This window comes from Amycolatopsis sp. NPDC049691 (assembly GCF_040675005.1).
GTDB lineage: Bacteria > Actinomycetota > Actinomycetes > Mycobacteriales > Pseudonocardiaceae > Amycolatopsis.
In genome coordinates, this window is sequence record NZ_JBFANX010000017.1 from 143387 (window position 1) to 157362 (window position 13976).

Here is a 13976-nt window from a genome sequence, read left to right on the forward strand (position 1 = left end):
GCCGTCAGCCGCGGAAGACCGACTTCCGCTGCGAAAGCCGCTGGTACAGCGTCTGCTGGATCGACTCCCGCACCTGGTCGGTCAGCTGGAACACCAGCATCGGGTCCTCGACCGCCTCCGGGCCGTAGGAATCCGTCGCGATCGGCGCCCCGAACTCGATGCTCCACTTCGTCGGCAGCGGGATCGCGCCCAGCAGGCCGAGCATCGGGAAGAACGGCGTCACCGGGAAGTACGGCAGCCCGAGCATCCGCGCCAGGACCTTGATGTCGCCCAGTTTCGGGTAGATCTCCTCCGCGCCGATCACCGACACCGGGATGATCGGGACGCCCGCGCGCAGGGCCGCCTGCACGAACCCGCCGCGGCCGAAGCGCTGCAGCTTGTACCGGGACGAGAACGGCTTCCCGATCCCCTTGAACCCCTCGGGCCACACGCCGACCAGCTCGCCGCCGCGCAGCAGGCGTTCGGCGTCGGCGTTGCAGGCCAGCGTCTGGCCGGACTTGCGGGCGAACGACCCCACCAGCGGCACCTGGAACACCAGGTCCGCGCCGAGGCCGCGCAGGTGCCGGCCGCCCGTTTCGTCGTGGACGGCGACCGCCGTCATCAGCGAGTCGAGCGGGATCGTGCCGGAGTGGTTGGACACCAGGAGCGCGCCGCCTTCGAGGGGCAGGTTCTCGACGCCGAACGTGTCGACGCGGAACCACTTCTTGTACAGCGCGCGCAGCGGCGGCAGGAACACCGCGTCGGTCAGCTCGGCGTCGAAGCCGAACTCGTCGACCGTGTAGTCGCCGGTCAGCCGGTCGCGGAGGAAGCCGAGCGCCGACCGCGCGGCGGCCGAAAGCGGCTCCTCCGGAGTCTCCTTCCCGGCACCGGGGAAGGCGACGACCGGCGCGTCCACCCGCGCGGTTTCGTCCCGGCGGCCGCCCGGCTGGGTTTCCGGCTTCTCCCGGCCCGGCCCGTGCAGCGGGATGACCTGCGCCTCGGCACCGCCCACCGTCTCCGCCTCGCTTTCGAAGTCGTCCAAGTCGTGCGGTTTGGTCATCGGCTCTGGCCCGTCGCCGCGGCGACGAGCACCTTGCCGGCCAGACCCGCCAGCTTGGAGCCGTCGAGCACCGGCCTCAAGCCGCGTCCGGCGATGTAGTCGTCGAACGTCTCACGCGTCGTCCACCGCGGGGTGTAGCCGAACTCGTCCTTCAGCTTGGTGATGTCGACGACCCGGCCGAAGTTCAGCAGCCGGACCTGGTCGGCGGAAAAGTCCACGACGCGGGCGCCGCGCAGGACCTTGCCGACCGACGGCACCACGCTCCGCGGCATCGGCAGCTCGACCCGGCCCGCTCGCCGGATCGCCTGCGAGAGGGTGAGTACCCCCTCCGAACCGACGTTAAAGACGCCGGGTTTGTCTTCGAGGGTCGCGCGTTCCAGCACGGCCAGCGCGTCCGAAGAGTGCAGCAGCTGGATCCGGGCGTCGAAACCGAAAACGGTCGGCACCACCGGCAGTGCGAAGTATCGCGAAAGGACGGTGTCGGTCTCGGGACCGATGATGTTGGCGAAGCGGAACAGCGTCGTGGTGATGTCGGGTCGGCGCCGCACCAGGCCGCGCACGTATCCCTCCATCTCGACGGCGTCCTTCGCGTACCCGCTGGACGACGTCGGGATCAGCTCGGAGTCCTCGGTGAACACCGCCTGCGACCGGGCGCTGGCCCCGTAGACCGCCGCCGTCGACTTGACCACCAGCTTCTTGACCAGCGGCGAGCGCTGGCACGCGGCCAGCAGCCGCATGGTGCCGATGACGTTGACTTCCTTGATCGCGGTGCGGCGCCCCGGCCCGGCGGGGTGCGCGGTGCAGGACGCGTGCACCACGGTGTCCACTTCGGCCGTGCTGATCACCTTGGCGATCAGCGGGTTCCGGATGTCCGCGCGGACGAACTCGGCGTGGCCCATGCGCTGCAGCACCGTCTTGTCCGGCGCCACCGTGTCGACACCGATGACCCGCTCGAAGTCGGGGTTGTTGCCCAGCCGGGCGAGCAGTTTCCCGCCCAGCTCCCCGGCGACCCCGGTGACGAGCACGATGTTCGACGGCATGCGACTCCCTGCGGCGTAGGGCGTGGTGGGGGTGGACGATCACCCGAAGTGCGCGGGCCTGCACTCACTGGAAGCATCGCGCGGACGCCCTTGAGATGTTACCGCTCTTCAGTGGTAGCTCCGGGGTGTCTTACGTGCTATTAACCGCCATTCCCCCGGAAAGCGACGAAGGCCTCACTCGAACGGGGGGAACCGGCCCACCACATGGACGTGGCCCGCCCAGAGACTGGACGGGCCACGGCTATGCACGGCAGGGACTTACTTGCCGGCCTTACGACGCTGCACTCGCGTGCGGCGCAGCAGCTTGCGGTGCTTCTTCTTCGACATGCGCTTGCGGCGCTTCTTGATCACAGAGCCCATGGGCGCTCCTTAGGTCGTCGTCGGTCACGCTGCCCGGCGCAGCGTCCAACGGGTGGAGCGCACAGGCACGAGCGGTTTTCCAGGTTACCCGTCACCCGGGGCGGGCCGGTCAGCGGGCACGTCGTAACACGGCGTGCCGCTGGCCGGGGCGTGGATCAGCCCACGTCGTAGTACGCGCCCTGGAGGTACTCGTGCACTGCTTTTTCCGGCACCCGGAAGGACTTCCCGACCCTGACGGCGGGCAGCTCACCCGAGTGCACGAGACGGTAGACGGTCATCTTGGAGACCCGCATCAGCGTGGCCACCTCGGCGACCGTCAGGAACTGGACCTGCCCGACAGCCGGCAGATCCTCCTTCTTGTTCGGCGACATGTTTACCGCGTCCTTCGACACGTGTCGCGCCACGAGGCTTCCCCACCTGTGGTATCGACACGCACGTGCTCTATCGAGAGTAGCGGGACTGGTGGGACTAATGCGACGCCTGTCACCGAGATGGGCTCCTACCTGCGCTAACGCACGGCCACCCGCGCGTGCAAGACCGCCGGAATCGCCCATTACGGCGAATCCGGGCGCGCGGTACCCGGTTCGAGAGGCAGCCGCAGGGCCCGGACGGTGAACGAGACGGCGTGGTACCACCCGCAGACGAGCAGCAGGTCGAGGACGCCGTCCTGACCGACGGCGTGCTCGAGGTCCGCCCAGGTGCCGTCCGCGAGGTCGTAGGTGGCGTGGAGTTCGTCGACGGCTTTCAGCACCGCGCGGTCGGCCGCGTCCCAGCACTCGTCGGCCGGATCGCCGCCGGCGAGCGAGCGAACCTGCGCGGCGTCGAGACCGGCCTTCTCGGCGAAGGTCGCGATGTGCACGCCCCACTCGTAGCCGGCGCCGCACAGCGCGGTCGTGCGGTCGATGACCAGTTCACGCTGCCGGACGGTCAGTGCCGACTGCCGCGAGAAGTAGTACCGCCCCCAGCTCGCGACACCGCTGGCCAGCTCCGGCCGCCGGGCCCAGACGCGGAAGAGCGCGATCGGCGGCCCGAGCCGGTCGAGCGCTTCGGCCGTCCCGGCGTCGAACGGCGGCTCGAGGGGCGCGATCCGCGGTTGCTTCGATTTCAGAGGCATACCCGGCACGCTAACATCGACGCTTCGGAAAGGAAAGCAATGACGACGCCTCTACCCGGTCACCCGGTCCGCGGTTCGACGACGGGCCGCCCGGTCATGGCGCTGCTCGACCTGCTCGGCAGGCGGTGGACGCTGCGGATCCTCTGGGAACTGCGCGACGACGAGTCGTTGACGTTCCGCGCGCTCCAGCAGCGCTGCGACGGGGTGTCGTCCAGCGTCCTGGCCACGCGGCTACGCGAACTCGGCGAGGCGGACCTGGTCGGCCACGCCGAGGGCTACACCCTCACCGACCAGGGCCGGTCGTTGTTCGAGACCCTCGTCCAGCTCGACGCGTGGGCGGCGGACTGGCGGCCGCGTCAGCCTTCGTGAGCCTTGCCCAGCTCGACCGACCGGTCCTTCGCGGCCTCGATGGCGGCCAGCATGGCCGCGCGGACGCCGTGCTTCTCCAGCTCGCGGATGGCGTTGATGGTCGTCCCGGCGGGTGACGTCACGGCCTCGCGCAGCAGCACGGGGTGCTCTTCGGACTCGGCGAGCATCTTCGCCGCCCCGACGGCCGACTGGATGATCAGCTGCCCGGCGAGCGCGCGCGGCAGTCCGAGCAGGATGCCGGCGTCGATCATGGCCTCGACCAGGTAGAAGAAGTACGCCGGCCCGGAGCCGGAGAGGGCCGTGACGGCGTCCTGCTGCGCCTCGGGCACCTCGACGACCTTGCCGACGTGCGACAGCAGATCGCGCACGACGGCGAGGTGCTCGGCGGTGGCGTGCCGCCCGGCGGAGATGGCGCTCATGGCCTCGTTGACGAGCATCGGGGTGTTCGGCATGACCCGCACGACGGGGACGCCCTCGGCCAGCCGCCGCTCGTAGAGCGAGGTGGGCAGGCCGGCGCACAGCGAGACGACGAGCGAGTTCGGCCCGAGCAGCGGCGCGAGTTCGTCGAGCACGGGCTCGATGTCCTGCGGCTTCACGGCGACGACGAGGACATCGGCCCGCTTGGCGGCGTCCTGGACCTCGACGCCGCGGATGCCGTAGCGCGCGGTGAGCTCTTCGACGCGCGCCGGGTACCGCTCGGTGAACAGGAGGTCGCCAGGCTCGTGACCGCCGTGCAGCAGCCCCGAGAGCAACGCCTCGCCGATCTTTCCCGCACCCAGCACCGCGATGACCGTCATGGCGTAAAGCGTGCCAAACGCGCCTCAGGCGCCCGGTGCCGGGGCGAGCCCCAACTGCCGGGCCTGGCACACCAGCCGTCCCTGGGAGTCCACCACCGTCGCGTCCGAGTCGAACCACGACTCGTGCACCGACCTCGACTCCACCACCACCCGCAACCACCCCGGGGCCGGCCGGGTGCGCAGCAGCGCCGTCAGCTGGACCGTCGGGGCCCAGCCGATGCGGCCCAGGTTCATCACCACCGGCGGGTTCACGTCGGACGCCAGCAGCGTGAAGTACGGATCCACCAGCCCGTGCCGGGGCCGCACCCACAACCTCATCCGCGGTGGCTCGCCCGTGCGCCCGGCCAGGTACCCCGCCGTCGCCGGGTCCAGGCGGACCTCGCACCCCTTGGCCAGGTTGAACGGCCCCTCGGTGCTCTCGGCCATGGCCAAAGCTCCCGGAGAAGGCTCGGCGGGCATCGACGGCACGTCCGTCCACTCCGGGCGGCGCATCGGCAGCCGGCCGGTCGTCACGCGCGCCTCGACGCAGCTGCGGCCGCGCTGCTCCAACCGCACCTCGACGACCGTCGCGCGGCGGCCGACCTTGCGGACGTCCGTGCGCAACAGCACCGGGCCGAGCGCGGGCGCGTGCAGGAACTCCGCGCTGACCACCAGCGGCTCCGCGTGCGGCTCACCCCGCTCGTGCAACGCGGAGATCGCCGCGCGGGCCAGCAGGGCCAGCAGGAAACCCCCGTGCGGGTGCGAGCCGATGGCCCATTCCGCACGCAGCACCGCGGTGAAGGTGCCGTCCCCCAGCGACCGCGCCGCACTCGCCGTGTCGAAGGACCCGGCGGTGCCGTCCGTTCCGCTCACGAACGCGCCGTGCCAATGGGTAAATCCGGGCAGGTGACGAGCAGCGAGCGCGACGGGTTCACAGTCCGAACTTTACGTGTTCGACCCGGGTAAATGGACCCGGGAGTAGTCGTGTCCGCGCAATTACTGCCCGAGGTGGAATCGCGCGAACAGCAATGCCTCCGCCAGATCACGGACCCGCTGGGCGCCGGTGACGGCGTGCCGGGTGTTGATCTCCAGCACGATCTGGCCGCCGAAACCGCTGCTGACCAGCTTTTCCAGCAGTTCGGCGCAGGGCTGGCCACCGCGGCCGGGCACCAGGTGTTCGTCCTTCGGGACGCCGGTGCCGTCCGCCAGATGGACGTGCGAGAGGCCTTCTCCCATCCGCTGCGCCAGCGCGAGGGCGTCCATCCGGGCTGCCGCTGTGTGGGACAGGTCCAGCGTGTAGTGCCGGAAACCGACGTCCGTCGGGTCGATCGACGGCCGGAACGCGGAGACGCGCGAATTCTTCGAACCGCCCGGCGGGCGCACCTTGAACATGTTCTCGACGGCGATTTCGATCCCGCTGGACTCTTCCAGCTCGTCGACGAGATCACCGAAGGCGTCGCCGTAGCGCCGCTGCCACCGGAACGGCGGGTGCACGACGACGGTCCGCGCGCCGAGCTCCTGCGCCGCCTCGACCGACATCCGCAGCCGCACGACCGGGTCGGGCGACCAGATCCGCTGCGTGATCAGCAGCGACGGCGAGTGGATCGACAGCACGGGCACCCCGGTCCGGCGCGACCACCGGCGCAGGGCGCTGACGTCCTGGCTGACCGCGTCGGCCCACACCATGACCTCGACGCCGTCGTACCCGAGTTCGGCGGCGAGCTCGAAGGCCGTCCCGGCCTTGAGGGGCCACACGGACGCCGTGCTGAGCCCGACGGGGACCGGCTGCTCGTCTGTCACGCGCGCCATCCTGCCTCGTCACCGAGGGTGGGGAGCAGGAAGGGGACGCGGATCTCACCGCGTTCCCCGCGCGTCAGCGGCCGACGAGCAGCAACGCCGCCGGCGACACCGTCACGACCAGGCCGACCAGCACCGCCAGCACCGTCGTCTGCAGGTCCTCGGCGCGGCGGATCTTCCGCACGATCCAGACCAGCGCGACGACCACCAGCAACGCCGCCACCAGAGCGGCCGCGGGGATGTTCACCCACAGCCAGTTGAAGCCCAGCCACACGGCCGCGCCGCCGACGACACCCAGCGCCAGCTGGCCGGCCAGCGCCAGCCACGCCTTGCCCGGCGAGGCCACGGGCTCCGGCTCCGCGACCGGCTCGGGCACGTCGTCGTACTCGTCGTCCTCGTAGCCGTCGGCCTGCTCGTAGCCGTAGTCGTCCTGCTCGAAGTCCGGGCCGCCGTCCGGGTAGCCGTCGGCGAACTCGCGTTCGTACGGCGCCAGGTCGTCCGGGATCGGGGCCCGCGACGCGCGGTCGCCGGGCGCGAACGGCATCGGCGGCGGGTACGCGCCGGTGGGCGGCCCCGCGTCGTAGGCGGCCTGGTAGCCGCTGCTCTCCGGCGCGAAGCCGTCGGGCTCGAAGTCGTCCTCGGGGTAGCCGTCGTCCGGGGTCTCGCTGGGCACCACCGGCATGACGCCGATCTCGGTGTCCTCCAGCTGCTCCTTCTGCCGGCGCTTGCGCCAGTTCGCGAGGCCACCGGGCGTCGCCGGCTCGTCCGGCTTCGCCGGCGGGGCCGGGGGCGGCGGCTGCTCGTGCGCGACCGCGTCGAACTGCTCGGTGTAGGCCTCCTGCTGCGGCTGCGGGCGGCGGGCCGGACCGCGGCGCGGGCGCCCGGGCGCGGCCGGCGGCGTCGCGAACTTCCCGCTGGCCATCGGGGGCGGCGGCGGGACGTCGATGTCGGCGTCCGGCGTGCCGTTGAGGCCGTCGAGCCGGGCCGACAGCGGCCCGCTGGGCGGCGGGGTCGGGAGCTGCTGCGACGGCTGCGGCGGCGGGACCGGCAGCTGCTGCGAGGGCGGCGCGGGACGGCGCCGGACCGGCGGGACGGCGCGGGTCTCCTCGGCCGCCGGTGGCGTCGGCAGCTGCTGGGACGGCTGCGGGGGCGGGACGGGCAGCTGCTGCGACGGCTGCGGGGGCGGCGGCTGCCGCCGCGGCGCGCGCGGCGGCACGGGCAGCTGCGCCGACTCCTGCGGGCGCGAGAACTGCCCGGACTCCTGCGGCGGCCGGGTGAACTGGGTCGGCTCCTGCTGCGGCGGGCGCGCGTACTGGCCGGACTCGGCGCCGCCGGGGGCGGGCCGGGCCGGCGGGGGCGGGACCGGCCGCGGCAGCGGCTGCGAGTCCTGCGGGACCGCGCGGGGCGCGGGCGGCGGCGGGGAGGGCGGTTCGGCGCGCCGGCGCCCGGTGGGCCGGTTCGGCGGGGGCGGCGTGCCCTCCGAGGCGACGCGGTCGATGATCGCCTGCGGGCCGGTGTCGCTCACGCCGGGACGGCGGTGCGAGCCGGTCGCGCCCGGGGTCTCCGGGGTGGCGGGCTCGTCGTCGTCATCGGCCGCACGCCGTCGGCGACGGCGACCGCCGTCGACCTGGGCACCGTGCTGGGCGAGCAGCTCGGCCACGGTCTTCTGCGGCTGGTCGCCTCCGGTCTGGTCCGTCATACCTGGTCGTCCCCTGCGCGCTCTGGGTTCTCGGCACTCGGCGAAGCGGTACCTGACGGCACGCCGGCGGCGTCGCGCGCGCTGTACGCCGACCTCTGCATGTCCGTCACCTCTCCACCGTGCCCGTTTTCCGTCCGGGAAGTCCAGCCGCGTGCTTTCACCGGTCCTCCTGTGCGCCGAAGCGCCCCACGAGGGCGGCTCCAGTCTCATCCGCGCCGTTCGAATGGTCCAGCCGCCGCAGGATGACACCCTCTCGCAGAGCCCACGGGCAGATCTCGAGTTCGGCCAAACCGAGCGCCCGCATCGTGGCCTGCGCGACGAGCGCGCCCGCGACCAGCTGGTGCGACCGGCTCGGGCTGACGCCCTCGAGCTGGGCCAGATCGGCCGACGTCATCCGCGAGATGAAGGCCAGGAGCTGGCGCAACGCGGTGTCCGTGAGCGTACGTCGCACGCGCGGGCCCGCGGCCGAGGGGGCGGCGCCGGTCAGCCGGGCGAGCGACCGGAACGTCTTCGACGTGGCGACGACGCGGTCGGGTTCACCCCATTTGGTGACCTTGCGGGTGAGGTCCGTGAGCTGGTCGTCCAGCCACGCCGAAGTCGCGACGAGCTCGGAGCGCGTCGGCGGGTCGTGCTTGAAGCGGGTGCGCGTGGTGCGGCCGGCGCCCAGCGGCAGCGATTCGGCCAGGACGGGTTCTTCGTCGCGGCCCATCGCGATCTCCAGCGAGCCGCCGCCGATGTCGAGCACCAGCAGCTGGCCGGCGGACCAGCCGTACCACCGCCGGACGGCGAGGAACGTGAGCCGGGCTTCGTCGGTGCCGGAGAGGACCTGCAGGTCGACGCCGGTCTTGTCGGCGACGCGGGCCAGCACCTTGGCGGAGTTCTTCGCTTCGCGGACGGCGGAGGTGGCGAACGCCATCACCTCTTCGCAGCCGAGCCGCGCGGCGGCGTCCTTCGCGGATTCGACCGCGGTGACGAGGTCGTCGGCGCCGGCCTTGCTGAGTTCGCCTGCCGGGGTGAGCTGCTCGGCCAGCCGCAGCACGGACTTCTCGGAATGCATCGGCGTCGGGTGGGCGCCACGGTGGGCGTCGACCACGAGCAGGTGGACGGTGTTGGAACCGACGTCGAGTACCCCTAGGCGCACGGGAGTCCAGGGTACCGGCCCCAGCGCCAGGTCTCGAACTTGTAACCGAAAACACTCGGTGCGGTACCGCCCCGGCGCGCCTCCACGCCGGGAGCGGTATCGCCCAAAGAGGACTTACGTCTCGAACTTGTAGCCCAGGCCGCGGACCGTCACCAGGTGCCGCGGCGAGCCCGGGTCCGGTTCGATCTTCGAGCGGAGCCGCTTCACGTGGACGTCGAGCGTCTTCGTGTCGCCGACGTAGTCCGCGCCCCACACCCGGTCGATCAGCTGACCGCGGGTCAGCACCCGGCCGACGTTGCGCAGCAGGTACTCCAGCAGGTCGAACTCCTTGAGCGGCAGCGACACCTCGGCGCCGTCCACCGTCACGACGTGCCGCTCGACGTCCATCCGGACCGGGCCCGCCGACAGCACCAGCGGGGCCAGCTCGCCGTCCGTGCCCGGCTCGCCGCCCCGGCGCAGCACCGCCCGGACCCGCGCGATCAGCTCACGCGCGGAGTACGGCTTCGTCACGTAGTCGTCCGCGCCCAGCTCGAGGCCGACGACTTTGTCGATCTCGCTGTCGCGCGCCGTCACCATGATCACCGGCACGGCCGAGCGCTGGCGCAGCTGCTTGCAGACGTCGGTGCCGCTCATCCCGGGCAGCATCAGGTCGAGCAGCACGATGTCGGCGCCGTTGCGGTCGAACTCCTCCAGCGCGGCCTGGCCCGTCCCGGCGACGGCCGCGGTGAACCCTTCCTTGCGCAGCAGGAAGGCGAGGGGGTCGGCGAACGACTCCTCGTCCTCGACGATGAGAACCCTGGTCACAGGTTTCCTCCATGATCTGGGCTGTCCTGCCCGGTAACCACGAGCCTCGGGGTGCGCTCGGGGGTCTTCTCCTGCCGCGGTGCCGGCGAGGTCTTGGCCGCCCGCGCCGGCTCGGGGGCCGGTTCGGGGCGGACGTGCGCGGGGATGCGCAGGGTGAACGTCGAGCCGGTGCCCGGCCGGCTCCACAGCCCGACCGAGCCGCCGTGGTTGGCCGCGACGTGCTTGACGATCGCCAGGCCGAGCCCGGTGCCGCCGGTGGCGCGCGAGCGGGCCTTGTCGGCGCGGTAGAAGCGCTCGAACACGCGCTGCTGCTCCTCCTCGGCGATGCCGATCCCGCGGTCGGTGACGGCGATCTCGACCATCCCGTCGGCGAGCCGCCGGGAGATCGACACCGGGCTGCCGGCCGGCGAGTACGCGACGGCGTTCTCCAGCAGGTTCGACAGCGCGGTGACCAGCAGCGTCCGGTCGCCCTCGATGAGCAGGCCGCTGGGAGTGTCGGTGGTGATCCGGATGTCGGCCGACTCGGCCGAGAGCGTGGTCCGGCCGAGCGCCTCGCGGACGACGGCGTCGACCTCGACGACGTTGAGGTCCGGCAGCCGCTCGGCGCCCTGCAGGCGGGACAGCGCGATCAGCTCGGTGACGAGCTGGCCCAGGCGCGTGGACTCGCGGAGGATCTTGCCGCCGAAGCGGCGGACCTCTTCGACGTCCTCGGCGGCGTCGAGCACGGCCTCGGTGAGCAGCGCGATCGCGCCGACCGGGGTCTTCAGTTCGTGGCTGACGTTGGCGACGAAGTCGCGGCGCACGGCCTCCAGCCGGATGGCCTCGGAGTGGTCGACGGCCTCGACGACGGTGAAGCCGTCGCCGAGCGGCCGGACCTGGCCGAGCACCGCCTCCGGCTGGCGGCCGCGCGCTTCGAGCGGCGAGAGATCGATTTCCACGGGTTCGTCGGTTTCGACGACCTGTTCGGCGGCCTTGCGGGCGCGCGGGTCGGCCTGGTTGACCTTCACCAGGCCCAGCTCGTACGCGCGCGGGTTGTGCAGCAGCATGTCGCCGAACTTGTTGAGGACGACGACGCCGTTGTTCGAGGAGCGGACCAGCCGTTCGAGGAGCTCCGCGACGGTCGGGCCCGGCGGCCGGGCCTCTTCGCGGCGGGTTCGAGCCCGCGCGAGGAGGTAGCCGACCACCGCACCGGCCACCAGTGCCCCGATGGCCAGTGCGAGGGAAACAGGCGTGGTCACAGGCCGATCGTAAGCTGAGAAGTGGCCCTTCGGCCTAGCGTTGTCCGCCTTGTCGTGAGCACCGCGACACCTGGCGAGGACATGTTCGCCGGTGCTTCAGCCGGCGTTCACCCGATCGATTCCGCGGCGAGACATTCCGGGTGAATCACCCGGCGGTGTCGAGGGTCTTCAGGTCGTCGTCGGTCAGCCGCAGGGCGGCCGCGGCGACGTTCTGCTCGAGGTGCGCGACGTCGCCGGTGCCCGGGATGGCGAGCACGTGCGGTCCTTGGTGGAGGGTCCACGCGAGCCGCACCTGCGCCGGGGTGGCGTCGTGCCGGCGCGCGACTTCGGCGACGCGCGCGTCCTCGCCCTGCCCGCTGGCGACGGCGAAGAACGGCACGAAGGCGATGCCGCGTTCGGCGCACATCCGGACGATCTCGTCGTCCTCGCGGCGCGCGGTGAGGCCGTACTGGTTCTGCACGCAGACGACCGGCGCGATCGCGAGGGCCTCGGTGAGGTGCTCCGGCCCGATGTTGGAGATGCCCAGCTCGCGGATCAGGCCCTCCTCCCGCAGCTCGGCGAGGGCGCCGAAGCCGTCGGCGAGCGAGCCCTCGCCGCGGTCGAGGGCCTGGCCGATCCGGTAGTTGACGACGTCGAGGTGGTCGAGGCCCAGCTCGCGCAGGTTCTGCTCGACCTGGGCGCGCAGCTGCTCCGGCCGGGCGGTGTAGAAGTTGCCCTCGTAGTCGCGGCCGGGGCCGACCTTGGTGGTGATCGTCAGGTCGTCGTAGGGGGCCAGCGCGGTGTTGATCAGCTCGTTCGCCGAGCGCGGGCCGGCGAAGTAGAACGCGGCGGTGTCGATGTGGTTGACGCCGAGTTCGACGGCCCGGCGCAGTACGGCGATCGACGTCTCGCGGGCGCGGATGCCACCGTCCGAAGTGGACATCAGGCGCATCGCGCCGAAGCCGAGCCGGTTCACTTCGAAGGAGCCGAGCTGCCAGGTGCCCGCCGCGGCGGCGGGGAGGGTGGTGTTCGTGGTCATGGCTCCAGCCTTCCGACCTGGCCCGGAAGCCGCCGGGTTTGGCATTTAGCTGCCAAACTGGAATACGTGGAGAGAGTCAGTGACGTCGTCGTGGTGCGCGGCGAAGCCGAGCTGTTCGAGCGCACGGCCCACCTGTTCGCGACCGCGACCGAGATTTCGTGCGCGGCCCGCGACCTGCACACCTGGTCGGTGGCGCACCCGAGCGCGCCGGACCGCGAGCAGGCCGTGCGCACGACGTCCGTGCGCAAGATGTACCTGCCCGGCGTCCTGTTCGATCCGGCGCTGGCCGAGCACCTGCGGTTCATGGCCACGCACGGCGCGCGCATCCGGATCACCGAGCGCGAGGTCAACGAGACGATCCTGCTGGACCGGCGGATCGCGATCGTGGCGGGCGACCACGTCGGCGGGGTCCGCAGCTACACCGTCGTCAGCAGCCCGGAGCTGGTCCAGGGCATCCAGTCGCTGTTCGAGGCGGCCTGGGCGGGCGGCACCGACCTCGAGTCCTACCAGGCCCGGTTCACCGAGCTGGGCGCGCGGGAGATCCTCGAGCAGCTGGCGTCCGGCTGCAAGGACGAGACGGCGGCCCGCGCGCTCGGCGTCGGCCTGCGCACCTACCGGCGGCGGGTGGCGGAGCTGATGGAGGTCCTCGGCGCGTCGTCCCGGTTCCAGGCCGGGGCGCGGGCGCGCGAGGCCGGGCTCCTGTGAGGCGAGCGCTGCTGGCGCTGGTCCTGACGACCTCGGCGTGCACGTCGGCGGTCTCCGGCACAGCCACGCCGCTCACCGGCAACCTCGCGCTCGTCAACGGCCCCGGCACGGCCACCGCGCTCGACGCGGTGAAGACGGCCGTGGAGGCGGTGTTCAGCTACGACTCGGCGAACCCGGCGGCGTTCGACCAGGCCGTCGCGGCGAACGTCACCGGGACGGCGAAGGACCAGCTCACGAAGCTGTTCGACACGATCCGGAAGACCCCGCAGCCGGTCCGCCTGGTCACGCGGGTGCGGCAGGCGGCGGCGCTGGAGTTCACCGGCGACCGGGTCCGCGAACTGGCCGTGCTCGAGCAGGACAGCGGCGCCACGAAGGGGCTGGCGACGGTCGCGCTCGCCGCGGTCCGGGAAAGCGGGCGGTGGCGGCTCTCCGACATCGCGGTGAACCCGGCGCAGCCGTTGCCGGCGCCGCGGCCGGACGACGGCAGCCTCGCGGGCGGCCGCGATGCGGCGGTGGCGGGGGCCCGCACGATCGCGGGCGGCCTCTTCACGACCGACAGCGCGGACCCGGACGGCTCGTACGCGCGGGCGGAAGCGGTCATCGCCGACCCGCTGCTGAGCGACTACCGCGCGAAGAAGGCGAGCTACGTCGAGGCGATCCGCAAGAGCGGCACCAAGGTGGCGCTGGGCCCGGACCCGATGGCCGGCGTCGTCGCGCTGACCGGCGGCCGGGCGGTGGTGCTGTTCTTCACGACGCTGCAGGTGACCGACGGGACGGGCAAGACCACCGGCAAGCCCTTCACGGTCGAGTTCGACGTCGTCCGCGAAGGGGCGAGCTGGAAGGCCACCGCCGTCCGGCCGGTCACCGCGTCGTGAG

At 72.2% G+C, this 13976-nt stretch carries 16 protein-coding genes; 3 read left to right on the forward strand and 13 right to left on the reverse strand.

The genetic code is table 11. The annotated features are described in order from the left end of the window. Positions 1 to 4: 4 nt before the first annotated feature. The 5 genes from AB0J40_RS33045 to AB0J40_RS33065 form a co-directional block, all read right to left on the reverse strand. A complete protein-coding gene (locus tag AB0J40_RS33045) occupies positions 5 to 1039 on the reverse strand; it encodes a lysophospholipid acyltransferase family protein (RefSeq protein ID WP_364460905.1) in 1035 nt (344 codons plus the stop codon). Continuing rightward, positions 1036 to 2079, reverse strand: coding sequence for an NAD-dependent epimerase/dehydratase family protein (locus tag AB0J40_RS33050; RefSeq protein ID WP_364460908.1), 1044 nt, complete (start codon positions 2077 to 2079; stop codon positions 1036 to 1038). Before AB0J40_RS33050 ends, AB0J40_RS33045 begins: the two co-directional genes overlap by 4 nt. 258 nt (positions 2080 to 2337) lie before the next feature. Continuing rightward, complete coding sequence (locus AB0J40_RS33055) at positions 2338 to 2439, reverse strand: AURKAIP1/COX24 domain-containing protein (protein ID WP_007030867.1); 102 nt, start codon at positions 2437 to 2439, stop codon at positions 2338 to 2340. A gap of 155 nt (positions 2440 to 2594) precedes the next feature. Continuing rightward, the gene (locus AB0J40_RS33060) at positions 2595 to 2810 is read right to left on the reverse strand and encodes a helix-turn-helix domain-containing protein (RefSeq protein WP_013222402.1); all 216 of its coding nucleotides are present in this window, start codon (positions 2808 to 2810) and stop codon (positions 2595 to 2597) included. A 182-nt stretch (positions 2811 to 2992) separates the two neighbouring features. Continuing rightward, entirely contained in the window at positions 2993 to 3553 is a 561-nt protein-coding gene (locus AB0J40_RS33065) for a carboxymuconolactone decarboxylase family protein (protein ID WP_364460912.1), read from the reverse strand. A 39-nt stretch (positions 3554 to 3592) separates the two neighbouring features. Here AB0J40_RS33065 and AB0J40_RS33070 point away from each other — a divergent pair, with 39 nt between their 5' ends. Further along, entirely contained in the window at positions 3593 to 3922 is a 330-nt protein-coding gene (locus AB0J40_RS33070) for a helix-turn-helix domain-containing protein (RefSeq protein WP_364460915.1), read from the forward strand. Here the strand turns inward: AB0J40_RS33070 and proC are convergent. The 8 genes from proC to AB0J40_RS33110 all read right to left on the reverse strand — a co-directional run bounded on the left by proC (position 3910) and on the right by AB0J40_RS33110 (position 12395). Beyond that, complete coding sequence (gene proC, locus AB0J40_RS33075) at positions 3910 to 4719, reverse strand: pyrroline-5-carboxylate reductase (RefSeq protein WP_364460918.1); 810 nt, start codon at positions 4717 to 4719, stop codon at positions 3910 to 3912. The genes AB0J40_RS33070 and proC overlap by 13 nt on opposite strands. A gap of 24 nt (positions 4720 to 4743) precedes the next feature. Continuing rightward, positions 4744 to 5571, reverse strand: coding sequence for a thioesterase family protein (locus AB0J40_RS33080; RefSeq protein ID WP_364460920.1), 828 nt, complete (start codon positions 5569 to 5571; stop codon positions 4744 to 4746). 123 nt (positions 5572 to 5694) lie between these two features. Continuing rightward, a complete protein-coding gene (locus AB0J40_RS33085) occupies positions 5695 to 6507 on the reverse strand; it encodes a sugar phosphate isomerase/epimerase family protein (protein ID WP_364460923.1) in 813 nt (270 codons plus the stop codon). 64 nt (positions 6508 to 6571) lie between these two features. Continuing rightward, positions 6572 to 8194, reverse strand: coding sequence for a hypothetical protein (locus AB0J40_RS33090; protein WP_364460926.1), 1623 nt, complete (start codon positions 8192 to 8194; stop codon positions 6572 to 6574). Positions 8195 to 8351: 157 nt separating this feature from the next. Continuing rightward, on the reverse strand, positions 8352 to 9335 hold the full coding sequence (locus AB0J40_RS33095; RefSeq protein ID WP_364460929.1) for a Ppx/GppA phosphatase family protein: 984 nt from the start codon (positions 9333 to 9335) through the stop codon (positions 8352 to 8354). Between the two features lie 114 nt (positions 9336 to 9449). Beyond that, a complete protein-coding gene (locus AB0J40_RS33100; protein WP_086680214.1) occupies positions 9450 to 10139 on the reverse strand; it encodes a response regulator transcription factor in 690 nt (229 codons plus the stop codon). Then, positions 10136 to 11377, reverse strand: a complete 1242-nt coding sequence (locus tag AB0J40_RS33105) for an ATP-binding protein (protein WP_364460931.1) — start codon at positions 11375 to 11377, stop codon at positions 10136 to 10138. The genes AB0J40_RS33100 and AB0J40_RS33105 overlap by 4 nt, the downstream gene beginning before the upstream one ends. Before the next feature lie 145 nt (positions 11378 to 11522). Then, positions 11523 to 12395 (reverse strand): oxidoreductase, encoded by an 873-nt coding sequence (locus AB0J40_RS33110; protein WP_364460934.1) that lies wholly within the window; start codon positions 12393 to 12395, stop codon positions 11523 to 11525. Positions 12396 to 12461: 66 nt separating this feature from the next. On the opposite strand from AB0J40_RS33110, the gene AB0J40_RS33115 reads away from it, so the two are divergent. Then, entirely contained in the window at positions 12462 to 13100 is a 639-nt protein-coding gene (locus tag AB0J40_RS33115) for a DNA-binding response regulator (RefSeq protein ID WP_364460937.1), read from the forward strand. Beyond that, positions 13097 to 13975, forward strand: a complete 879-nt coding sequence (locus AB0J40_RS33120) for a hypothetical protein (protein WP_364460939.1) — start codon at positions 13097 to 13099, stop codon at positions 13973 to 13975. Before AB0J40_RS33115 ends, AB0J40_RS33120 begins: the two co-directional genes overlap by 4 nt. Position 13976 lies beyond the last annotated feature (1 nt).